The organism is Bacteroides sp. AF39-11AC (genome assembly GCF_003474285.1).
Lineage (GTDB): Bacteria > Bacteroidota > Bacteroidia > Bacteroidales > Bacteroidaceae > Bacteroides.
In genome coordinates this window covers 133,660-157,504 of sequence record NZ_QROH01000003.1, presented here as the reverse complement: position 1 = coordinate 157,504, position 23,845 = coordinate 133,660, and the positions used below count along the sequence as shown (strand labels likewise).

The following is a 23,845-nucleotide window of genomic DNA, read 5'->3' as shown; positions in this document are numbered from 1 at the left end:
TCCTTTCCGAAAATAGAGGATGAATAATAAATTTGTTAATATTAAAGAGAAAATTATGAAAAAAGTACTTGTTGGTATTATTGCTGTTGTTGCAGCTGTTAATGTGTTTTTTAATTTGTACAATAGGAATGAAATTATAGGTTTGTCTTCTCTAAAAATAGAAGCATTGGCTTTTGATGAATCTCATGGCAGTAATCTGGGTCCTCTTTATCAATATGGATGTACAATAATAGAAAAAACGATAATGGGATATGATTCGGATGGCAATCCTGTAATTCAGGAGGTTCCATATCCAGGAGAAAGTGGTTATTGTGCTGGTTCAATAGGAGATTGTACTCCGTACGATTGCACTAGATATTATTAATAGGAATGGGGCTGAATAAAGAACAGCCCCACTTCTTAAATTTGAATATTACTATGAAATATTTGCTTTTGCTTTTAATTGTTTATACTTTTTGTGGGTGCTACACAGGGACCCAAAAAGTCGCTCATACTAATGAGATAAGAGAAATTTTAATTGACCCTGATAAATTTGAAACTTTTCTGGACTTATCAGAGATCCTGGATGATTCGGTAGAAGTGATTCCTTTGGAAATGAAAGAAGAATGTTTGATATCCCAAATTGTTCGAATTGAGTTTTATAAAGATAAGATATTGGTCTCTGATAAAGCGAATGCAAAGATTTTTGTATTTACTTCCGAAGGAAAGTATTTGAAAAGTATTGGAAAACAAGGACAAGGACCTGGTGAATACTCTTTTTTGGGTGATTTTACATTAAAAGGAGATTCTGTTGTTGTTCAAGATCGTTCTCGCAATAAATACATTGTTTATGATTTATATAGTAATGCATTTAGAGAAATCTCATATGATATGCTTCATTTGGAAGTAGTATCATTTGATGAGATAGCTTATTTTATTTCTAATTATTCACACTCGAAATACGGAGATTATAATCTTTTTCGATTCAATTTAAATACCTCTGAAGTGCTTTCTTTGGAAGTACCTTTTGGAGAAGACGGAATTGATAAATCTAGTTATGGTTTAAAGAGATATGCAAGTAAAAGTGATAGCACAGCTATGCTTATTTATCCATTGAATGATACTGTCTATACGTTGAATAAAGAAACAGTGTTTCCTTCTTATGTAATACATTATACTTCAAGGAATCTTCCAAGTGAAGTGAATGTTAGTAAGGAAAATATCTATAGGTATGTTCATGAAAATAAATATCTGAAAGGATGGGAGTTTATGCAAAATTCTCAAAATTATATGCTGGGCTATTATATTGATAATGGCTTTAAATATTTTGTATACAATAAACAAAATTCCAATATCCGTGTTGGGCAATGGTTGAAAATAGGTTCACTTAGTGAATTAATTTTTAGTGACTTTTATACTACTACTGATAATCAACTTTATTTTATTCAGTATGCAGCTGTATTATCATCTAATTGGAAGTTAACGCGGGCAAAAAGTACGAATGAACATTTTAAAAATAAAATGGATGCGATAGTTGCCTCTTTAAATGAAGATGCTAATCCTGTATTATTTAAATGTCATTTTAAAAATAAGTAGAATATGAAAAAGATTGAATATATATTGTTTGGCTTATTCACTATATTTTTAGTTTTTAGTACCTTTTATAGTTATATGCAATCACAAAAAATGTGTGAGTTTCGACTATTTCTTAATGAATTAAAGCAAAAATATAATACTCAGATTGGACGGATAGAAGCATTGAAGGAATATAGATTTAACGAGGTCATTTTGAGTGGTACCAAAATGAGTGCAGATTTTAACGTGGTGGACATTGGGGAAAATAAGAAAAAAATATCTGAAGTTATTTCGGATAATACCTTGATATTACGTTACTCAGAAATGCATTGTGAAGTTTGTGTTGATAGTATAGTGAAGCGGTTGAATGTTTATAAAGATTCTATAGGATTACAAAATATAGTGTTGCTTACTACTTCACAGAATTTTGGCTATATGAGAAGATTTAAGAAAATAAATAGGATTCCATTTGGCATCTATAATATTGATGAAGCTTTAGATTCTGTATTGGTTGATATTGGAATGCCATATCTATTTGTCTATTCTACTTTAAGTAAAAGAATAAATAATATGTTTATTCCACAAAAAGAGGATCCACAATTGACTGATGAATATTTGCATTCTATTTTGATGAAATATTATATGGATTAGTATTTTATGTTGTTAGTAGTGGATATTGTAAATAAAACATTTTTTTTTATAGCACTTGTTTTGTTATTGAGTGTAGTATGTATAACCACGCCCGAACTTCCGGCTGAAGAGAATGTGGGGCAGTGGGTATGGTTGGGAAAAGCACTATTGCTTTCGGGCAGCTGTATTCTTATTGCAGTCTTGTTACAGTTGATGGTAAAGGATAGCCGAAAACATGTATTATGGTTTTCTGGTTTTTCCGTTTATGTTTCATGGGGGATTTTATTCTGCGGTGCTGTTGAGGCTATTTGGGGATTGCGTCAGCTGTATGGTTTTGCTGCTTCCGGTCATTCCCGCTATGCACTTACGGGCTCTTTTTTCAATCCGGGACCGTATGCGGGGTATCTGGCAATGGTGTTGCCGCTCTGCCTGCATTTGTACTTATGCACTTATAAAGAAAAAACAGTGATTCGCAATTTGAAGAGAGGGATTGCTGCCATAATTGGTATCCTTATACTTTGTGTACTACCTGCTACAATGAGCCGCTCTGCTTGGATTGCAGCGGTTATGGGATGCGGCTGGGTGTCGTATATGCATCGTGATAGGCGGAAATGGCGTATTTTGTGGAAAAGGTATAGGAAACGTTATGTTTTATGGAGCATGGGAGTACTTTTTATAGTGGCATTAGGAGGGGGCGGAGCCTTTATTCTGAAACCTGATTCTGCATTGGGACGTTTGTTTATGTGGAAAATAACCTGTCAGGCGATAATGAACCATCCTTGGGGCAGTGATAAGGGATTTGTCTCTGCTTATGGAGAGGCACAGGAAAATTATTTTGCACAAGGGAATTACGCTAAATGGGAAGAACGAGTAGCGGGTAGTCCGGAGTATGCGTTTAATGAATATCTGTCACTGGCACTGATGGAAGGGATTATAGTTTGTGTCGTGGTTTTGGTAATCATTGGAATATGTTTATGGATGGGAGTAAAGCGTGGGCGCTATGGCATTTGCGGCGCTATCTTGTCTTTACTTGTTTTCTCTTTCTCTTCTTATCCAATGCATTTCCCGGCATTTGTGGTGGCTGGTCTAGGTCTGCTTCTTGCTTGTGGAGTAGGAGATATTATAGGTAAACCTCTTGTTTTATGTATCTGTCTTATTGTGTGGGCAAGTGGTTGTATGGAAAAGTGGCAACAGACGGAGAATGCCTGCCAAAAGTGGACGTATGCGCGGATGTTTTATCATTCGGGTGCATATAAAGCTGCCAATGAGGCTTATGGGAAACTCTATCCAATATTGAAAGACCGAGGGGTATTTCTGTTTGAGTATGGTCACAGTTTGCATAAGTCGTTTCTGTACAGTGAGTCCAATAAATATTTAAAAGAGGCTTGTCAACATAGCGTTGATCCCATGATACTGAACGTCATGGGTAAAAACAGTCAGGAGTTGCATTGTTATGAACAAGCAGAACTATCTTTTTATCGGGCTGTTCATCGCTTGCCAAGTAGGATTTACCCCTATTATCTATTAGCTAAACTTTATGCAGAACCGGATTTTTATAAACCCGACAAGCTGAAAGAAGTGGCAGACAGCGTACTGACTAAAGAACCTAAGGTGCACTCAACTGCCATAGATGAAATGCGTAGTGAAGTCAGGGAGATATTAGAAAAGATAAAAGTGAAATAATAAAAATGAGATAAGCTATGGATACATATAACGATAACTGGTGCTCTTGCCTGTTGTTCAGAAATAAACAACTGACTAAAGAATTAAAACGTTTTGAAGACTTTTCCGCTTTGTCCGGTTCTTCTTCGCGTATGTTGGCTTTGAGTCAACTACTCAAGCTACATCTGACTCCTGCCTATGGAATTATAAGGAATGAATACGAATGGCAGAATTTATTTGCAGTGATTGATTTGCTTTATGGTGATGATTGGCTTCCGGCTGATCTGGAGACAAACCATCTGAGCCAGCAAGAATTGAAGTTGTGCTATCTGGTGCGTGCCCGGTTAACCAATAAGGCTATTTCTCTTCTTTTTAATATTACTCCGAAGTCTGTACTGAAAGCAAAGCAGCGTATCAAGATAAAGTTGTCTTTATCGGGTACAGATAGTTTTGATGAATATATACGGCGGCATTGAGACTTTTATATCGATTGAAACCTCTATATTATTATCTAAATAATGACAGAATTATGCATAGGAACTTTTTTCTGATAGTTGTGGCTTTATTTCTCTTTTCATGTATGGATACCCAAGATCGCTTGGAACGGGCTTTGACCTTGGCCGGTGAAAATAGAACAGAGTTGGAAAAGGTACTCCAATACTATAAAGATGATAGTCTTAAGTATAAAGCAGCATGCTTTTTGATTGAGAATATGCCTTACCATTATGGTTATGAGGATGCGCGGCTGGACAGTGTGAAGGCGGTACTGGGTACTGCTCCATTGGGAGATGGTTATATTCCGGATAGTGAAAGAAAAAGAAAGTGGAAGTCTTTTAATTATAAATCATTGCCTATGTTGCAGGATGTGCAGCGAATGACAGCAGCTCTTTTAATAGAGAATATAGACGTGGCCTTCGAAACTTGGAATAGGGTGCCTTGGGCCAAATACTATTCGTTTGATGATTTTTGTGAATGGATATTACCATATCGTGTGGGTGATGAACCTTTGGAAAGTTGGCGGAAGGCTTATTATGATCATTACCATCCTATACTGGATTCTCTTTATCAGGGGGAGAATATCCTCGAAGCTGCCGATGCTTTGAATAAATACTTGAAGTATGAAACCCCTTTTTCTCCTAATTCAGATTTTGATTTACCGCATTTGGGTGCTAAATATCTGTTGAAATACAGGTTGGGCACTTGTAAGGAGACGACGGATCATACAGTATATATATTCCGGTCGTTGGGTTTTCCTGTGGGGATAGATGAATATCTGTATTCTCCTTCCAATCAAAATTCACATGTCTGGAATATACTTAAAAACACGGATGGAAAACCCCTTTCCTTTTGGTACATGGATTCCCGGGATCTGGCAGTCGGGATGACTGATGGGCGTAAAAAGGGAAAGGTTTATCGTATGCAGTATGGAGTTCAAGAGGAAAAATATCAGGGAGTATATAAGGATAATAATACTCCTCCGGTGGTTCGGAACCCTTTATTGAAAGATGTGACAGAGGAATATTTCGGGAGCAATGAGTATCCAGTCGGGATAGACGGGAAGGTTAAAGGTAGATTTGTGGCTTTAGGAATTTTTACACCGTTCGGTTATGTTCCGGTGGACGTAGCTTTACGGGATGGTGATCAGGCTATTGTGAGGAATATTGAGCCGGAGGTCATCTATCAGCCTTTGTGCAATGAGAAAGGACTTTTCCAACCATGCGGTTATCCGTTTATGATAAAGGATGATACGGTACGGACTTTTGTCCCGGATATGGACAAGAATGTTTCTCTGTCTATTAAACGAAAGTATCCATTGCAGAATCATATTCTTGAGTATATGTCGTGGATGACCGGTTCTAAAATAGAAGGAAGCAATGATGTCAATTTCCGCAATAAGGAAATTTTGTATTGTATTACGGATACACCGCGGGTGAATGTGAACTTTTATCCATCTCATCCTTCACGCCCTTACCGTTATGTACGTTTTGTTCCCCGTGATGGTTGGCGTGCGGAGGTTGCAGAGTTGGCTTTTTATGAGAATCTTCATGATGATGTGGCAATTTCTTCGAAGGCTATATTAAGTTGTCCTCCTGTTGATGGCAATCCTGCACATGCTATGGATAAAGCGAATGATGGTGACTGGCTTACATTTTTCTTTTCTGAGGAAGCAAATGGCACAGTAACGTTTGATTTACAAAATCCTACTTGGATCAGGAAAATATTGTTTGTTCCCCGTAATGACGATAATTTTATTACGCCCGGTAATAGCTATGAACTTTTTTATCAAGATGGTGTGATGGGCTGGAAATCACTTGGCAAACAGACAGCTACTACCTATGAATTGATTTATACGAATATACCGGATGGAGCTTTATTGTGGTTGCGTAATCTTACTCGGGGCAAAGAAGAACAAGTCTTCTATATTGAAGAAGGTAAGCAACGTTTTGTTGGGTATGAATGAAAATCTTATTATGTATTAGTTACGCAACGTCAGCACCGTAATTTCGGGCCATGCTCCAAAGCGGAATGGCAATCCGACATAACCGATACCTATATTGACGTATAGTCCCCGGTCACCTTCTGTATACATTCCTCCCCATTCGGGATAAATCAGTGACGCGAGTGAATGGCCGAACATAATGGCCTGCATTGCATGAGTATGTCCGGCAAGCATTAGCTCAATGTCTGTGTTCGGCAATACTTCCCGCCGCCAATGGGTAGGATTGTGGCTCAACAAAACACGAAACATACCGTCTGTTCCTTCAGCAGCCTTCTTTAAGTCGGCAAATTGGGAAAAGGGTGGTTCTCCATCATTTTCCACACCAATAAGGGCTATACTATCTCCCTGATGGTATAATGTAGTATGTTCATTATTCAGTAGTTTCCATCCCATTGCCTTTTCCATATGCACCAGGTTGTCGAGGTTATTCACCTGTTCTTTCAGGTCTTTCCAACGGTAGTAACTTCCGTAGTCATGGTTACCCAGAATAGAATATACTCCATCTTTGGCATGCAGTTGCGACAGAATATTTTGAAAACCTTCCAGCTCACAGCTTCGTTGATTCACCAAGTCACCGGTGAACACAATTAAATCTGGTTCTTGTTCATTGACCAATTTTACCAGTTCATGGACAGGCTTTTCATTCTCTATCCAGCTGCCGATATGTATATCCGATAACTGTACGATGCGGTATCCATCGAATGCTTTGGGCAGGTTCGGGTGATGGAACTCTATTTCTTTTACTTCAAACTTACTGATGCCTACCAGTGTGCCATAAAGGATATTGAAGAAACTGACTACTCCCAGCACCAATCCTACAGCTGTAAATGGCGAACGGGGCCAGCGCAGTAGATAATGGAAAGGTAATCCCACCAGCGAGCATATCATAAATATCGTTTTGGGTATGGCAAACAGGAAAATAGCAATAGCCAGCCTTCCAATGGCCTGGGCATGGTGTGCCATTGCATTTTCACCTATGCCTTGCATCAACAGAAAGTAACCTGCAATTAATAAGAGGGTGGGTATCCAGTGGGCAATACGTAACCAGATGTTTTTGGTTTTCCGGATAATGTACATAAAATAGATGTACGCATCAGGAATCAGTAGAAAAAGGATAAGGAGTAAGGTTATTCTGTGCATATATCTTCTAATTCTTCTATATTCTTCTTGATATCGTTAAGATGTTTATAAGCTACTTTCTTGTATAACAGGTAAATGATGGCAACGTCGCAGAGCACAAAGAATGCGATCAAGGTAGCCTGGACGCCAAAGGATGCCTTATAATATCCCATCACCCAATAATTAAGAACATTGAATATAATTACCCATACGGTAATGGCGATAATCTCATACCTTGTCCATCGACGGAAACTGGCCATACGCTTACTGACAATAGCTACGGGCATTTCGTCAATCCTTGTGTTCCTTATCCAGCGATAGTTTTTATGATCCCACCAGATACCTATCAGAATACTGATTCCAACAAAGATTACGAGTGTATTAATCTTAGGTTGCCATTCTTCGGTGATTTGAAAAATGGATGGCAATAACCAAATAACCAGAAGGAGAGCAAGCCCTACTACTCCGATGCCTATGGAGAAGCGCTGCCAACCCGTAAGACGCCCTATGCTTTTGCGTGCGTTTGCCTTGTATTCGGCAATCATGCCTGCAATCTGCTTTTCGTCGGCAATCGGCTCTTTCTTCAATTGCTCGTCCAGCGCGTTCCAAGATTTCTTCAGTTCATCCAGTTCCATATTATTCCTCCTTGTTCATTTTTCTAAGTTTGTCCTTAATCCGGCTGATTTTGGTAGCGACGTTTGTTATTGTCAGACCGGTAATTTCAGCAATTTCCTCGTAGCTTTTTTCTTCCAGGTAAAGCAGAATTATGGATTTTTCCAGTTGTCCCAGTCGGTTGATCATCCGATAGAGTTGCTTTAACATGTTTTGTGTCTCGTCCAATTCTTCCATCCGGTCGGAATCTTGACTCAAGGTCACGATTTCGGGGATGTTCTTTTCTTTACGGATAAAGCTGATGCAAGTATTTAAAGCGATGCGGTAAATCCATGTGGAGACTTTACACTCCCGTCGGAACTTGGGATAGGCCCTCCACAGATTGAGCACAACGTCCTGGTATAGATCGTTCAGGGTAGCATTCGGCGTAGTATACAAATAGCACACTTTGTATATGACACGTTCATACTCCCGTATTACGGACAGGAACTCTTGTTCTACATTCTCCATCGTCTTTTTCTTGCTTCTTGAATTGCTTTTGTACTGTTAGTCGCAAAGGGAGTCGGATAATCACAGGTTTGCAGCCAAAAATTTTCTGATTTCCTCTACGGACATCTTCTTGCGTCGTGCATAATCTTCCAGTTGGTCATTACCTATCTTGCCAACAGCGAAATAGCGTGCAGCCGGATGTGCCAATATCAGTCCACAGACTGTGGCATGCGGACGCATAGCTCCATTTTCAGTCAGAGTAATACCTATTTGCTCCATATGAAGCAAGTCGTTCAATAGGAAATTGACAGACTGGTCGGGCAGGGAGGGGTAGCCTACGGCAGGTCGTATGCCCTGGAACTTTTCTCTCAACAAATCCGGAATAGAAAGGTTCTCATCTTTAGCATATCCCCAGGCAACCTTGCGTACGTATTCATGCATCTTCTCTGTTGCTGCTTCGGCAAGCCGGTCGGCAAGTGTCTGCACCAACATGCGTTTGTAGGGATCGTTTTCATATAGAAGTTCCACTTCTCCGTCACACGATGCAGCGAAAATACCTACCGTATCAGGAATACCTGAAGATAGCGGACGGACAAAGTCGCTAAGACAAAGAAAGGGACTACCATCGGGATGTGGGATCTGCTGGCGGAGTAAAGGAAAAAGCTTTCCATCCAGTATCAGGTTATCTCCATCGGCATTGGCTTCACATAGACGGAAAATGGTGTGGACATGGTAATTTTCATCCAGTTGGTTCAGCATCCGGTTCGCTTCCTTAAATAGCTGCATGGCTTCAGCCGCTTTGGCACGTTCCTCTTCAGGAAAGGTGGTGAGCCAGTAGGCACGGCAGGAGTCGCATCCGTGAATATCGGCAATGGCTGCATAACGGGGTTGGAAACCCCATGCGTGAAAGAAATATATCCAGTTGATATATGGAGCAACCTCGTGAATGGTATACGTCAATACCTTATCCACTGAATTATTCATCGCTAAATTTTAGTATTAATAATCGAATCTCAGTTCTTCACCGCGGTAAGTATCATCTACTTGACCGTCACTATATATCAGATGTCCGTTCGCAAATGTCTTTTCTACTTTCCAACGGAAAGAATTACCTTCGAGCGGACTCCAGCCGCATTTGCTGAGTATATTCTCAGTATTGACTTCCCAACGTTCGCCATGACTGACAAGTACGAGGTCGGCCTGATAGCCTTCGCGAATATAACCGCGATTGCAGATACCATATATCTGGGCAGGGGCATGACACATCTTCTCAACAATGGTTTCGATAGAAAAAATGCCTTTCTCCGCCAGTTCAAGCATACTGACCAAGGAGAATTGAATCATTGGCATACCCGACATTGCTTTCAGGGCACCACCTTCTTTCTCACTGAGCAGGTGGGGTGCATGGTCGGTAGCAATGACATCGATAACTCCGGTGTTGACTGCATTCCGTAAGGCATCGCGGTCAGCTTGTTTCTTAATGGAAGGATTACATTTGATGCGGGTTCCCAGTTCTTTATAATCCTGTTGGCGGTATAGCAGATGTGCAATGCAGGCTTCGGCTGTAATATGTTTATCTTCCAATGGAGCATCGCTGAACAGTTGCAATTCTTTTGCAGTAGAAACATGCAGCACATGCAAGCGTGCACCGGCCAAACTTGCCATACGTATAGCAAGTTGCGATGAGGAATAACACGCTGCTGCAGAACGTATGTTAGGATGTTTACTGATTGGGATTTCCGGTGCGTTACTGAACATTTCTTTGTAATATTCAGTATTCTTTTTGATAATTTCCTGGCTCTCACAATGAGTTGCGATCAGCATATCTGTTCCGTTGAAAATGTTCAGCAGACTGTTACTTTTGTCTACCAACATATTACCGGTGCTGGAACCCATAAAGAGTTTGATGCCGCATACCCGATGCTTGTCCAGCTTGCTGAACTCAGTGTAATTATTATTGGTGGCACCGAAGTAGCAGGAATGGTTGACAATACACTTCTCATTCAGAAGATCGAATTTCTGTTCAAGTGCATCGAGAGTGGTAGTCAATGGCTGTGTGTTCGGCATGTCCATGATGGAAGTGACACCACCGGCAGCAGCTGCACGGCTTTCGGTAAAGATATCCGCTTTATGGGTCAGTCCCGGATCACGGAAATGTACATGGTCGTCAATGATACCCGGAAGCAGACAGCAGCCGGTGGCATCTATTGTTTCATCACAAGGGGCGGACAGTTCTTTGCCATAAGTCAATACCTCGGCAATCTTTCCGTTTTCAATTACTACGGAACCTTGCACGGAACGTCCCTCGTTAACTATTGTAGCGTTATGTATCAGAGTTCTTTTCATCTTCTATTAATCATTTTTCGTTAATCACTAACCGTTTTTCACAGCTTTCGGGTACTTGTGGAACCAGCTATGTACTTTCAATTTGATAACCCCGAAGACAGCTTCTCCAAAGATACTACTGTTCATCTTTGAAGTACCCAGTTCACGGTTGATAAAGATAACCGGGACTTCTACTATCTTGAAGCCGCATTTATAGGCAGTGAATTTCATTTCAATCTGGAAAGCATAACCTTTGAAACGGATACCGTCGAGATCAATCGTTTCCAGAACCCTGCGGCGGTAGCATTTGAACCCGGCAGTTGTATCTTGTACAGGGATACCCGTAATAAGGCGCACATACTTGGAGGCAAAATAAGACATCAACACGCGTCCCATGGGCCAATTTACCACATTGACTCCGCTGATATACCGCGAACCGATAGCAACATCGGCACCTTCTTCGGCACAAGCTTTATATAGACGGGGAAGGTCGGCCGGATTGTGGCTGAAATCAGCATCCATTTCGAAGATGTATTCGTAATTATGTTCCAGAGACCATTTGAACCCGGCAATGTAGGCGGTACCTAATCCTAATTTTCCTTTCCGCTCTATCATGAATAAGCGTTCGGGAAACTCTTGCTGCAACGTTTTGACGATGCTGGCGGTGCCGTCAGGCGAGCCATCTTCAATGATAAGGATATGGAATACTTTTTCCAAGGCGAAAACGGCGCGGATAATGTTCTCGATGTTTTCCCGTTCGTTGTATGTGGGAATGATAACGATGCTGTCCGATGTCTGCATATTCATAAAAGGGGGTTCTAATTTGGAACAAAGTTAAGTGTTTTCTGCCACATACGAATAAATCTAAGGATTATTTAGTAATTTCGCGCCCGTTATGATGACAATTACCGAGCTACAACAACGATATGCCACTCACCCCAATGTGGAAGCTATAAGTGGCCTGCTGAAGAATCCGTCTGTCCGCACCCTTTTTTGCGGGGGGCTGTGTGCCTCTGCCGCTTCATTATTTTCGTCCGTGCTGGTGCAACGCGGAGAGTTTCCTTTTGTTTTTATTCTGGGCGATCTGGAAGAGGCGGGATATTTTTACCATGATTTAACACAAGTATTGGGGACTGAGAAAGTTTTGTTCTTTCCTTCTTCATTTCGTAGGGCAATAAAATACGGACAGAAAGATGCGGCCAATGAAATTCTGCGTACAGAAGTGTTGAGCCGCTTACAAAAAGGGGAGAAAGGACTTTGTGTTGTGACTTATCCCGATGCTTTGGCAGAAAAGGTGGTTTCCCGGAAGGAACTGGGAGATAAAACTCTGAAATTGCATACAGGGGAAAATGTGGATACGAATTTTATTACGGAAGTCTTGCGTAGCTATGGTTTTGAGTATGTGGACTATGTCTATGAGCCGGGACAGTATGCTGTACGTGGTAGTATCATCGATGTATTTTCTTTCTCTTCCGAATTTCCATATCGTATAGACTTTTTTGGTGATGAAGTAGAAAGTATCCGTACGTTTGAAGTAGAAACGCAACTTTCTAAAGAAAAGAAAGACAGTATTGTTATCGTGCCGGATTTGAGCCGTAGTTTGGAACAGGGGGATGCAAGCGGTATGGTTTCCTTCCTGGATTTTCTCTCGGCGAATACTGTATTGGCAATGCGTGATCTGCTTTGGCTGCGTGAACGTATCCAGACTGTACACGATGAAACACTTACCCCACAAGCGATTGCAGCCCGCGAAGCGGAAGAAAGTGGTTGTATTACTTTGGATGGAAAGCTGATTGATGGAAGTGAGTTTACGCTTCGTGCATTGGACTTTTGCCGTATGGAGTTCGGTAACAAACCAACTGGAACTCCGGATGCTACGGTGACATTCGATACGTCTGCCCAGCCTATATTCCATAAAAACTTTGATATGGTGGCCGAAAGCTTCAAAGAGTATATGGAGAAAGGGTATACGCTTTACATTTGTAGTGACAGCATGAAGCAGACTGACCGTATTCGTGCCATTTTTGAAGACAGGGGAGAAGAGATTGCTTTTACAGCTGTAGAGCGCACGTTGCATGAAGGTTTTGCCGATAATGCCTTGCGGCTTTGCATTTTTACGGATCATCAGTTATTCGACCGTTTTCATAAATATAATCTCAAAAGTGATAAAGCACGTAGTGGCAAGGTTGCTCTGAGTCTGAAAGAGTTGAATCAGTTTACACCGGGAGATTACGTGGTACATACCGATCATGGTGTGGGGCGCTTTTCCGGATTGGTGCGTATTCCTAACGGTGATACAACGCAGGAAGTGATGAAACTGGTTTATCAGAATGAAGATGTCGTTTTTGTTTCTATCCATTCATTACATAAAGTTTCAAAGTATAAAGGAAAAGATGGTGAGGCTCCCCGTTTGAATAAATTGGGTACGGGAGCCTGGGAGAAACTTAAAGAGCGTACTAAGACCAAAATTAAGGATATTGCACGTGACCTCATAAAATTGTATTCTCAACGTCGTGAGGAAAAAGGTTTTCAGTTCAGTGTGGATAGTTTCTTGCAACGGGAACTGGAAGCATCTTTTATTTACGAAGATACACCAGACCAAAGTAAAGCAACGGCGGATGTAAAAGCGGATATGGAAAGTAACCGTCCTATGGACCGTCTGGTTTGTGGAGACGTGGGGTTTGGTAAAACAGAAGTGGCAGTTCGTGCTGCTTTTAAAGCTGTGGCGGACAATAAACAGGTAGCGGTTCTGGTACCTACCACCGTGTTGGCTTACCAACATTTCCAGACGTTTAAAGAGCGTTTGAAAGATTTGCCTTGTAGGGTGGAGTACCTGAGTCGTGCCCGTACGGCAGCTCAGGCAAAAGCGGTCGTAAAAGGATTGGCGGCAGGTGATGTGAATATACTTATCGGTACACATCGGATTTTGGGTAAGGACATACAATTCAAGGACTTGGGGTTGCTGATTATTGATGAAGAACAGAAGTTCGGTGTATCCGTTAAGGAGAAGTTGCGCCAGTTGAAGGTCAATGTAGACACCTTGACCATGACGGCCACGCCTATTCCGCGTACATTGCAGTTCTCATTAATGGGGGCGCGTGACCTGAGCGTTATTCAAACGCCTCCTCCAAACCGTTATCCTATTCAGACTGAAGTGCATACCTTTAATGAGGAAGTTATAGTGGATGCTATTAACTTTGAAATGAGCCGGAACGGACAGGTCTTTCTTGTAAACAACCGTATTTCTAATTTGCCTGAATTAAAAGCGATGATTGAACGGCATATTCCGGATTGCCGTATAGCCATCGGGCATGGACAAATGGAGCCGACCGAATTGGAAAAGATTATTTTCGGCTTTGTCAATTATGATTATGATGTGCTGATAGCCACTACAATTATAGAGAGCGGCATTGATATTCCGAATGCCAATACCATTATCATCAATCAGGCACAGAATTTCGGACTGAGTGATTTGCATCAGATGCGTGGTCGTGTAGGACGAAGCAATAAGAAAGCATTCTGCTATTTGTTGGCTCCTCCGCTTTCTTCCCTGACTCCTGAAGCAAGGCGTCGTCTGCAAGCTATTGAGAATTTCAGTGACTTGGGCAGTGGAATTCACATAGCCATGCAGGATCTTGATATTCGTGGTGCAGGCAATATGCTCGGTGCGGAACAGAGTGGCTTTATTGCCGATCTGGGTTATGAAACCTATCAGAAGATACTGTCGGAAGCTGTGCATGAACTGAAGACGGACGAATTTGCAGATCTTTATGCCGAAGAACTGAAAGCGGAGGGTGGCGTTATCAGTGGAGAGCAATTTGTAGATGAATGTCAGGTAGAGAGTGACCTGGAATTGTTGCTTCCTGCCACTTATGTTACAGGTAGTAGCGAACGTATGTTGCTTTACCGCGAATTAGATAGTCTGACGTTGGATAAAGATGTGGAGGATTTCCGTACCCGTCTTATAGACCGGTTTGGTCCTATCCCGTCAGAAACGGAAGAACTACTACGGATTGTACCTTTACGCCGCCTTGCTGCACGGCTTGGTGCAGAGAAGGTTTTTCTCAAGGGAGGACGTATGTCATTGTTCTTTGTTTCTAATCCGGATAGTCCGTACTATCAGAGCCAAGCGTTTGGTAAAGTCATTGCTTATATGATGAAATATACCCGCCGTTGCGATCTGCGTGAGCAGAATACCCGTCGCAGTATGCTGGTAAAAGATGTGAAGAATGTAGAAACGGCTGTTAGCGTTTTACAGGAGATTGTGGCGATGCAGGTGGAGGAAGGATAATTTGCTATGCTGTGCCATTCTCATTTATCTTTTGCTTGTACTGATTAGGTGTCATTCCGGAAAATTCTTTAAATCGTTTGATGAAATAGCTGGTAGAACTGAATCCCAATTGCATAGCGAGTTCTGTAATAGAGATATCCGGTTGTTGTTCAATACTCCGGTAAGCTAATTTAAGTTTGATGTTTATTATAAATTCGTTAGGTGTCATACCTGTGATTGCTTTTATCTTCGTGAAGTATTTGGTACGTCCTATACAGAGCTCTTGTGCCAGGAAATCAACACTGAACACGGGATTCTCTAGGTTATTTTCTATTAACTCGATAGATTTATCTAATAAAACCTGATCTAATGTAGATGTGGCAATTAATTCACTGCTGGAATTACTTTCTTTAGCATATTTTTGTTGTAATGTTCTGCGTAGATTGATTAAGTTATTACATCTGACAATCAGTTGTTTAATGCTGAAAGGCTTGCAGATATAGTCGTCTGCTCCAATTTTCAGACCTTCAATAATGTATTCAGAAGCTGTTTGTGATGTTAATAAAATGATGGGAATGTGAGAAGTCTTTATATTGTTTTTTAGTTTCTGACATAACTCTGTTCCGGACATCTCCGGCATAACAACATCACTGATAATGATGTCGGGTATAACAGAGAGAGCTTTTTCATATCCTTTTTTACCATTTTCTGCTGTTTCGACATTGTAGAGGTCAGAAAATACTTCTGTGAGTAGTTGCCTGAGCTCCTGGTTATCTTCTATAATTAATAGCTTATAATACTTTTCACTATTTTCCTTTCTTTCTTCTTCTGCTCCTTCCAGTGTATCTGTGGAGATGAAACCAACTGCATTGAGGTTGTAATCTTCTATGATAGGCAAATTTTCCTGAATATTGCTGGGAGGATATTGTATATCAGTAGGCAGTTGTATAGTGAAACAACTACCTTTTCCTTTAATACTTTTAACTGTGATTACTCCTTTATGGGCTTCTACTATATTTTTTGTGTAGGCCAAGCCGATTCCAGTTCCGATATTATTAGTGAAACAAGTATTATCTGTTTGGTAAAACCGGATGAATATATTTTCTAGCTCTCTGGTATTAATGCCTACACCTGTATCTGAGATTTCCAATGAAACTTTCATGCTTTCATATTTTACTCGTACGAAAATACTGCCATTTTCTGGAGTAAATTTGAAAGCATTGGATAACAAATTAAACAGTGCTTTTTCAATTAACTGCTTATCAAAATAAAAAGAAATATCATCTTGTCCGGCAAGTAAAGTTAGGTTTATTTTTCTTGTTTGTGCATACTCTTTGAAAGAGTCTACCACATTATTTACTATGTCTATTAAATTATAACAGTTTACTTTTAAAGGAGTGAAACCCTGTTCTTGTTTTCTGAATTCCATCAGCTCTATGATGAGTTGATTTAATCTGGTGATGTTTCTCCAAATATTTAGTAACTTAGAATTTAGCTTTGGAGGAATATTTTTACTCTGTAATAATAGTTCGACTTGATTGGATATAAGTGTTAAGGGTGTTTTGAATTCATGAGATATGTTAGTGAAGAAACGTAGTTTGCTTTGATTGAGTTGTTCCATATTCCGCTTCTGTTCCTTTGCTATTTTTAGAGATGAACGTAAGATGATTACTTGGTATGCTTCGTATAGTAATAGAATGGTTAATAGAATATATAATATGTAAGCAAGAGGGGTCTGATAAAAAGGAGGATTTATTATGATATCGAGTTTGCGCTCCGGAAATTCTCCGTTGGCCAAGGCTACATCTCCTTGAATATGTAATATGTATTTATCTGGTGATAAATTGGTATAACTTATTTCATTTAAACTATTGGTGCGTTTCCATTCTTTGTCAAAAGGTTCCAGTTTATATTTAATGCCACAGGTAAAAGAGGCGGCATAGTTATTGGTATATGCTCTGATTCCTATGGCATGCTGATCGTAAGGCAATTCAATCCTGTTAGTGTAAAGAATGGATTGCTTAAGTGTTTTTCCGGCTGAGTCTACCTCCAAAGGAGTATCATTGACGGAGAATTCAGATATACCTACTTGATAATGTTCTGGTTTGTTGAAAATTTGCTTTAAAGGGAATGAACAGAACATATTGATTCCTCCTAAATAGACATTATTGTTTCGGTCCAGAAATAAGCAGTTGCTATTTACCTGGAAAGTAGATAAGAATCGGTTTTTATCAATATTGGTAATTTCTTCTTCATTATCTATATAAATGAGTCCTTCATTGGTAACAATAAGAATACCACCATACTTATCTTCACACATATCTATAATGTCTTTCATCAAGATGGCATCTGTGGCAAAAGGTTCTAATTCTGCTTCTCCTTTTCTTTTCCGAAATATTCCATGTCTGGAGGTTCCTATTAAGATATCTCCATTCCGATTCTCAATAATCTTGTTGACTATACAGTTCTCTGATTTACGAATACAAATATGCTGCCATGATTTATTGAGTAGGTTATAGCAAAGTAATTGATTCTGAACAGCAATCCATAGTTGTTTTTGGGAGTCTAATAGGATGGTTGTCACAGACATTCTCTGTAAGTCTATCTGTTCAGAAGAGAGGATAGTACTTTTATTTGTATGAGTATCAAATATACTGATACCGTTATGCGTAGCTATTATTAGGGAATCATTATAAGGGATAATTTCTCTGATGCTATTATTGTGTAATACGTTTCTGAGAAATACCTGAGTAGATTGACTTTGCAGATCATATTTTTTTAGTCCGCCAAGTAATGTTCCGATCCATAGGATGTTTTTTTGTTTATCCAGATATAAGGTTTGCACGTTGTCTGTGAACGGCAGCTTTTTCAAAGCTTTGGTATGTGTATTGAAAAAATATAATCCGTCTCGTTCTGTTGCCATCCATAAATTCCCTTCATTATCTTCTACTGTTTTTCCGAAGATTGCATGTTTAGATGGGGAGGATGGCATTATATCTTTAGTGACAAAATGATAGGAAAAAGTACTGTGCTCCGGGTGAAAGCAATTTATTTCACCATAAAACGAGCCACTCCAAATAGTTCCTTGCTGATCTTTCATTAAGCAATAGATAGATGCGTCATTTAGAGTATAGGCATTTTCGTTAATAAACTCATATTGGAGGAACTTTCTTTCTTTTTTATCATATTTATTTAATCCATTGAAAGTGGCAATCCATAAGTTACCTGCATTGTCTTCGCATATGGATCGTACAATGTCACTTGATATGCAATTATTGCTGTTTTCTGAATAAATAAAATTTTTGATATTTTCATCACTATCTATGAGGAATAATCCGTTCCTTCGGGTAGCGACCCATATCTTTTGTTCTGAATCAATGTATAATTGGCGTATCTGGTTGATATTAGCCAACATCTGTTTTGTGTCTTTATTCCTTCTGATGAGGAATATACCGTTGTCTCTGGTGCCTATGTACAGATTTCCTTTGGATGTTTCAGTGATGCAATCTATAATGCAAGATTCCTTTGGTAACTGCAAATGCAGTTTTAATATATTGTTCTTCCATTGGTAGATTGTATTTTTATACCCTATCCATAAGCAAGAGTCCGAATAGTACATGCATTGTGAATAAGGGGTTATTTTACGGAAATGATCTTTTTTTATGTTATACTCTATAATGCCTGAACGTGTCTCTATATAAATATTGCCATTTTGATCTCCCGTAATGGAACGTACCAACTCTTCTGCATCAGGAATGTTATTATAAAGTTTTTGTATGAATTTCATTTGAGTTCCATCATATCTTACTAATCCTCTTTTGGTACCAAACCATATCATTCCGAACTCATCCTGATACATGGCATGAATTGTCGACTGATGCATTCCTTTATTAATGGATATATGCGATGCATGTAATTTTATGCTGTTATTTGCATAAAGAGATGTACCGGATATATTTCCTATTAGTATGTAAAGTGTTAACAGTATGACGTTTCTCATAGTATATTTATTACTGATTGCGGTACAAAAATAATGCTTCGCTTTTAGATTCGATAATACAATCGTTCAAATAATAGCAATATTGTCCTTTTTAGTGGAGGAGGGATTTTGTGGATGAAATGGATATATATTAGAATTTCTATCTTATTTGAAATTTGTTTTTTTCCATAGTTTTGCAACCACGAGTTATAATCTAAAAATAAAGCTATGACACATCAACTGATTAAATTTGCATCAGCTCTTTTTTTTTCTTTTATGGCAATTTCTGCTGTACAAGGGCAAGGTGCTCCCCAAAGTGATAGAGAATATTGGGTACATACGCTATTAAAGATAGCAGATCCGGTTTTGAGTAATTTGAGTAAAGACCAGTTAAAAAAGAATATTCCTGTTGGACGTTCTTCATCTGCGAAAGCTAGTAGTAGGGAGTTTGTTACACATATGGAGTCGGTGGGACGAACAATAGCAGGAATAGCACCATGGTTGGAATTGGGACCGGATAAAACAGCAGAAGGAAAATTGCGTGATAAATATATTAAAATGGTCTGTAAGGGGTTGAAGAATTCTGTAGACCCTCATGCTGATGATTACTTTAATAGTACAGCTACACGGCAGATTTTGGTGAATAGTGCCTTTTTGATACAAGGATTGTTACAGGCACCCACTCAGTTATGGGGAAATCTTGATGATAAGACTCAACAACGTTTAATAGAACAATGGAAATCGACACGTACAATGAAGCCGGGAAATAATAATTGGCTATTGTTTTCTGCGATGGTGGAATGTGGATTGAAAAGTTTCGGTAATGAATGGAATTTTGAAGTAATAGAGAAGGCTATTTCATCACATGAACAATGGTATAAAGGAGACGGAGTTTATGGAGATGGGGAGAATTTTCATTTGGATTATTACAATAGTTATGTCATTCATCCTATGTTATTACAGGTTTTAAAGGTTGTAGTGAAATATGATTCATCTTATCAGACACTTTTAGACAAAGAGTGGAAACGTTTCGTCAGATATGCGGAAATTCAGGAACGCATGATTGCACCGGATGGGAGTTATCCGGTATTGGGACGTTCAGTAAGTTATCGTTCGGCAGCTTTTCAAGTTCTGGGAGCCAGTGCATTATTTCATCAACTTCCATCAAGTTTAAAAGCAGGCCAAGTACGGGGGGCAATGACTGCCATGCTGAAGCGTTTATTTGAACAGCCGGGTACCTTTGATAAAAATGGTTGGTTAACGATTGGAGTGTGTGGTGAACAGCCGGAATTAGGTGATTCTTATTTATCAACTCCTTGTGTCTATCTCTGTTCTTTAGGTTTTCTTCCTTTAGGTTTGCCGGCAGATGATGTTTTCTGGATAGCTCCTCTTTCCCCGTGGACCAGCATTAAAGCCTTTTCCGGGGAAGAGTTTCCCATTGATAAATTTATGAAACCATAATCAATATACTATAGAATCATGAAAAAGAATATTCTTACCTGTGCATTGTTCCTGTTAATAAGCTTATGTGGTTATTCACAAAATCCATCAGGTTTGGAGGATCGTGCTTATTGGGTTACTGTATTGACAAAAATAGCGGACCCGGTATTGGAAAATATGAGTAAGGGAGAACTGAAGAAGAATATGCCGGTAGAAACTATATCCGGTGCATTGAATCCTCCCAATACACGTACTACTCATTTAGAAGCTTTGGGGCGTTTGTTAGTTGGTATGGCTCCCTGGCTGGAACTTGGTCCTGATGAAACAGAAGAAGGAAGATTGAGAAATAAGTATATACGTCTGATGCTTCTCTCCATAGATAATGGTTTCAATCCCGAGTCTCCTGATTATTTAAACTTTGTGGTGACACGACAACCGTTGGTGGACGCTGCTTTCTTCTGCCAGGGGATATTACGTGCCCCTAAACAAATTTGGGGAAATCTTTCTGACAAGACTCGACAGAATGTATTGGACGCATTGCAGCAGATACGCAAGATAAAACCGATAGAGAGTAATTGGTTATTATTTTCAGCCATGGTAGAAGCTACTTTACTGGAATTAACAGGAGAATGTAATATGGAACCTGTTAATTATGCTATTATGCGTTTCAAGGAATGGTATAAAGGTGATGGATGGTATGGAGATGGGGTAGATTTACATATGGATTATTATAATAGCTATGTGATTCATCCTATGTTATTGGATGTGTTGGAAGTAATGCAAAAGTATGCAAAAGGTGAAGAAGAATTTTATCAGTTGGAGAAAAAGCGCTTTTCCAGATATGCAGAACAACAAGAAAGAATGATTTCTCCGGATGGAGCTTATCCGGTGATAGGCCGGTCAATAGCTTATAGGTTCGGGACGTTTCATGTACTATCCCAAGCTGCATTGAAAGATTTGTTGCCGGTATCGGTTACAAAGGCACAGGTTAGATGTGCTCTGACAGCTGTTATAAAGAAACATATGTCGGTTAAGGGGAATTTTGATGCAGATGGATGGCTGACATTAGGATTTGCAGGTCATCAACCACAGATTGCTGAAAGATATATATCTACGGGAAGTCTCTATCTGTGTACAGCAGCTTTTGCGGCATTGGGGCTTTCTACTATTGATGAATTTTGGAATACTTCGTATGCCGAATGGACTGGAAAGAAGATATGGTGTGGAAATCCAGATGTGAAACTTGATAAAGCTATAAAACCATGAAAACGGAGCTTTTACATAAAATCATTTGGGGCAGTTTATGCCTTTTGATATTCGCATCGAAGGTAGATGCTGGTTCATTAAGAGATATAAATAATATATTATTGGCTGAACAAAATATTCGGGAAGATAATCCTCAATTAGGGCAATTGGTAGAAACTTTTTTAAAGAACCAGAAGCAGGTAGTTGATTTTCAATCATCAGGATTAGATAATAATGAATATTTGAGATTGATAGAATGCCAGGTTCGTGCATTTGCGTCTTGTCAGGATAAAGTGACGGGAGCAATTATTGATCCGGTCTATAAAATCGAATGGCAATACTCGACTCCTTGCTATGCTCTGTCTATAGGGTTACTGGTTCAAACGGGATACTTGAAAGATGATGCTTTGGTAAAGAGTGGAATAAAGGCTTTGGATTGTTCAGTGAGTGAGATGCATGAGAACAGGTGTGCCCATCACCATGGTGAATTCTTTATTCAGCCTATCATGCTGGCGATGGATCTTTATAAAGGATTGGTTTCTGAAGCGCAAATGATTGTCTGGCACGAAAAAATGGCTGAAATTGATCCGTATGTGCTATATCGGGATAACTTGAAGCGTAAGAAAATCTGTTATAATCACAATGTTGTGGCTTTGGCTGGTGAATATTTACGGTTAAAGAAAGGGATCAACGATCACAAAGATTTCTTTCATATTCATCTGGAACACCAGCAGCAATATATGTCTGATTTTGGCTTGTATGTAGATAATAAGACTAATCCGCCAATGGTGTATGATGAGTTTACGAGGCAGTTTATGGCTTCTATTTTGGCGGAAGGATATAACGGAACGTTTTTTGATTTTTATTCCCGCAAATTATGTTTGGGAGCATGGACTTCTCTTTTCATGCAATCGCCTTATGGAGAGGTGCCGACAGGCGGCAGAAGTGCTCAACATATCTGGAATGAAGCAGCGGCAGCCGTGACTTATGAGATTTACGCTTCACAATATGCAGCTTTAGGAAAAAAGCAGGAAGCAGGCGCCTTTAAACGAGCTGCGCATTTAGCACTTAGGAGCATCGGAAGATGGATAAGAGAAGATGGAAGCGGATTTATTGTGAAAAACCGTTTTCCTATCGAAGTGATGCATGGGTATGAAAGTTATTCAGCGCAATCACAGTATAATCTGTTGGCATGCTGGCTAATGTGTGTTGCCTATTTATATGCTGATAATTCTATTAAAGAATCTCCGTCTCCAGCTGATATCGGTGGATATGTTTTGGTTATGAAAGACGTGTTCCATAAGGTTTTTGCTAATTCTGGCGGAAACTATGTAGAGTATGAACTCAGTGGAGATCCTCGTTATAATGCAACAGGACTCATCAGAATTCATCTGAAGAATTCAAACCCACAGTTAGGTCCTTCGGATGGAATTCCCCATAAATGGGATAACAAGAAGAAGCAGGATTTAGGTGGAGAACTGTATGCAGTTGGACCTGAATGGCATGATGCTACGGGGGGAATACACCGCTTAGCGGAATATACTAACATATTATTTCCAAATACATCTTGTTTTTCTGCATATGGAGGTAGTAAGCTTCCTGAAATAGATGTGAGGAATATTAGACAATCTGTAGGCGGAGTTGCATTTGAAGTTATCTATACTGGTAGATTTGATGGGGTTACTCAGATTTCACAACGTGTTTATATTGACCATACCGGAATTACTGTGCGTGATATTCTGAAAGGGAATGTAAAGAAGGTGCGGGCATGTTACCCCATGTTAATAAATGATGGTATGGAAGAAACTAAAATTGATTTTCAAAATGGGAAAGTGATATTGCAGTCTCGTGATGGTCAAATTTGTTTTCAGGCCATATCACCTCGAAATGCTACCATACAGAGGAAGCAGAAACGAATTCCCTATAGAAATGGATATGCGGATATCGCTTATTTTGAATCTGACAAGAATGTGATACAGTATAAAATAACCACAGGGTTTTAGTATTAACCATTTAAATA

17 protein-coding genes are annotated in these 23,845 nt (G+C 39.6%); 10 read left to right on the top strand and 7 right to left on the bottom strand.

What is annotated here, in order from left to right; translation table 11 throughout:
* The first annotated feature begins 55 nt into the window (after positions 1-55).
* The 6 genes from DW036_RS06315 to DW036_RS06290 all read left to right on the top strand — a co-directional run bounded on the left by DW036_RS06315 (position 56) and on the right by DW036_RS06290 (position 6,307).
* A complete protein-coding gene (locus DW036_RS06315; protein ID WP_138291150.1) occupies positions 56-364 on the top strand; it encodes a hypothetical protein in 309 nt (102 codons plus the stop codon).
* 5 nt (positions 365-369) lie between these two features.
* Positions 370-1,575 (top strand): 6-bladed beta-propeller, encoded by a 1,206-nt coding sequence (locus DW036_RS06310; protein ID WP_233560330.1) that lies wholly within the window; start codon positions 370-372, stop codon positions 1,573-1,575.
* Positions 1,576-1,578: 3 nt separating this feature from the next.
* Positions 1,579-2,205, top strand: a complete 627-nt coding sequence (locus DW036_RS06305) for a hypothetical protein (protein ID WP_022392595.1) — start codon at positions 1,579-1,581, stop codon at positions 2,203-2,205.
* 6 nt (positions 2,206-2,211) lie between these two features.
* Positions 2,212-3,867 (top strand): O-antigen ligase, encoded by a 1,656-nt coding sequence (locus DW036_RS06300; protein WP_118462196.1) that lies wholly within the window; start codon positions 2,212-2,214, stop codon positions 3,865-3,867.
* A gap of 17 nt (positions 3,868-3,884) precedes the next feature.
* The gene (locus DW036_RS06295; RefSeq protein ID WP_118220660.1) at positions 3,885-4,322 is read left to right on the top strand and encodes a helix-turn-helix transcriptional regulator; all 438 of its coding nucleotides are present in this window, start codon (positions 3,885-3,887) and stop codon (positions 4,320-4,322) included.
* A gap of 104 nt (positions 4,323-4,426) precedes the next feature.
* Positions 4,427-6,307: a hypothetical protein gene (locus DW036_RS06290; RefSeq protein WP_118463125.1), complete on the top strand. Its 1,881-nt coding sequence runs from the start codon at positions 4,427-4,429 to the stop codon at positions 6,305-6,307.
* Positions 6,308-6,322: 15 nt separating this feature from the next.
* On the opposite strand, the gene DW036_RS06285 is transcribed toward DW036_RS06290, so the two are convergent.
* From DW036_RS06285 to DW036_RS06260, 6 genes are read right to left on the bottom strand one after another with little or no spacing between them, the layout of a single operon-like run.
* Positions 6,323-7,486, bottom strand: a complete 1,164-nt coding sequence (locus tag DW036_RS06285) for a metallophosphoesterase (protein ID WP_118462194.1) — start codon at positions 7,484-7,486, stop codon at positions 6,323-6,325.
* A complete protein-coding gene (locus DW036_RS06280; RefSeq protein ID WP_007663983.1) occupies positions 7,474-8,100 on the bottom strand; it encodes a hypothetical protein in 627 nt (208 codons plus the stop codon). Before DW036_RS06280 ends, DW036_RS06285 begins: the two co-directional genes overlap by 13 nt.
* A 1-nt stretch (position 8,101) precedes the next feature.
* The gene (locus tag DW036_RS06275) at positions 8,102-8,587 is read right to left on the bottom strand and encodes an RNA polymerase sigma factor (protein ID WP_007663982.1); all 486 of its coding nucleotides are present in this window, start codon (positions 8,585-8,587) and stop codon (positions 8,102-8,104) included.
* A gap of 60 nt (positions 8,588-8,647) precedes the next feature.
* Complete coding sequence (locus tag DW036_RS06270; RefSeq protein WP_118220657.1) at positions 8,648-9,550, bottom strand: vitamin B12 dependent-methionine synthase activation domain-containing protein; 903 nt, start codon at positions 9,548-9,550, stop codon at positions 8,648-8,650.
* 15 nt (positions 9,551-9,565) lie between these two features.
* Positions 9,566-10,912 (bottom strand): dihydroorotase, encoded by a 1,347-nt coding sequence (locus DW036_RS06265; protein WP_022392588.1) that lies wholly within the window; start codon positions 10,910-10,912, stop codon positions 9,566-9,568.
* Positions 10,913-10,939: 27 nt separating this feature from the next.
* Positions 10,940-11,692 (bottom strand): polyprenol monophosphomannose synthase, encoded by a 753-nt coding sequence (locus DW036_RS06260; protein ID WP_022392587.1) that lies wholly within the window; start codon positions 11,690-11,692, stop codon positions 10,940-10,942.
* 97 nt (positions 11,693-11,789) lie between these two features.
* Here DW036_RS06260 and mfd point away from each other — a divergent pair, with 97 nt between their 5' ends.
* Entirely contained in the window at positions 11,790-15,182 is a 3,393-nt protein-coding gene (gene mfd / locus DW036_RS06255; RefSeq protein ID WP_118463122.1) for a transcription-repair coupling factor, read from the top strand.
* Between the two features lie 4 nt (positions 15,183-15,186).
* Here mfd and DW036_RS06250 read toward each other — a convergent pair whose 3' ends face one another.
* A complete protein-coding gene (locus tag DW036_RS06250) occupies positions 15,187-19,161 on the bottom strand; it encodes a two-component regulator propeller domain-containing protein (protein WP_118462192.1) in 3,975 nt (1,324 codons plus the stop codon).
* A gap of 255 nt (positions 19,162-19,416) precedes the next feature.
* Here DW036_RS06250 and DW036_RS06245 point away from each other — a divergent pair, with 255 nt between their 5' ends.
* From DW036_RS06245 to DW036_RS06235, 3 genes are read left to right on the top strand one after another with little or no spacing between them, the layout of a single operon-like run.
* On the top strand, positions 19,417-20,601 hold the full coding sequence (locus DW036_RS06245) for a DUF2264 domain-containing protein (RefSeq protein ID WP_118463120.1): 1,185 nt from the start codon (positions 19,417-19,419) through the stop codon (positions 20,599-20,601).
* A gap of 18 nt (positions 20,602-20,619) precedes the next feature.
* A complete protein-coding gene (locus DW036_RS06240; protein WP_118462190.1) occupies positions 20,620-21,846 on the top strand; it encodes a DUF2264 domain-containing protein in 1,227 nt (408 codons plus the stop codon).
* The gene (locus DW036_RS06235; RefSeq protein ID WP_118462188.1) at positions 21,843-23,828 is read left to right on the top strand and encodes a hypothetical protein; all 1,986 of its coding nucleotides are present in this window, start codon (positions 21,843-21,845) and stop codon (positions 23,826-23,828) included. The genes DW036_RS06240 and DW036_RS06235 overlap by 4 nt, the downstream gene beginning before the upstream one ends.
* Positions 23,829-23,845: the final 17 nt, after the last annotated feature.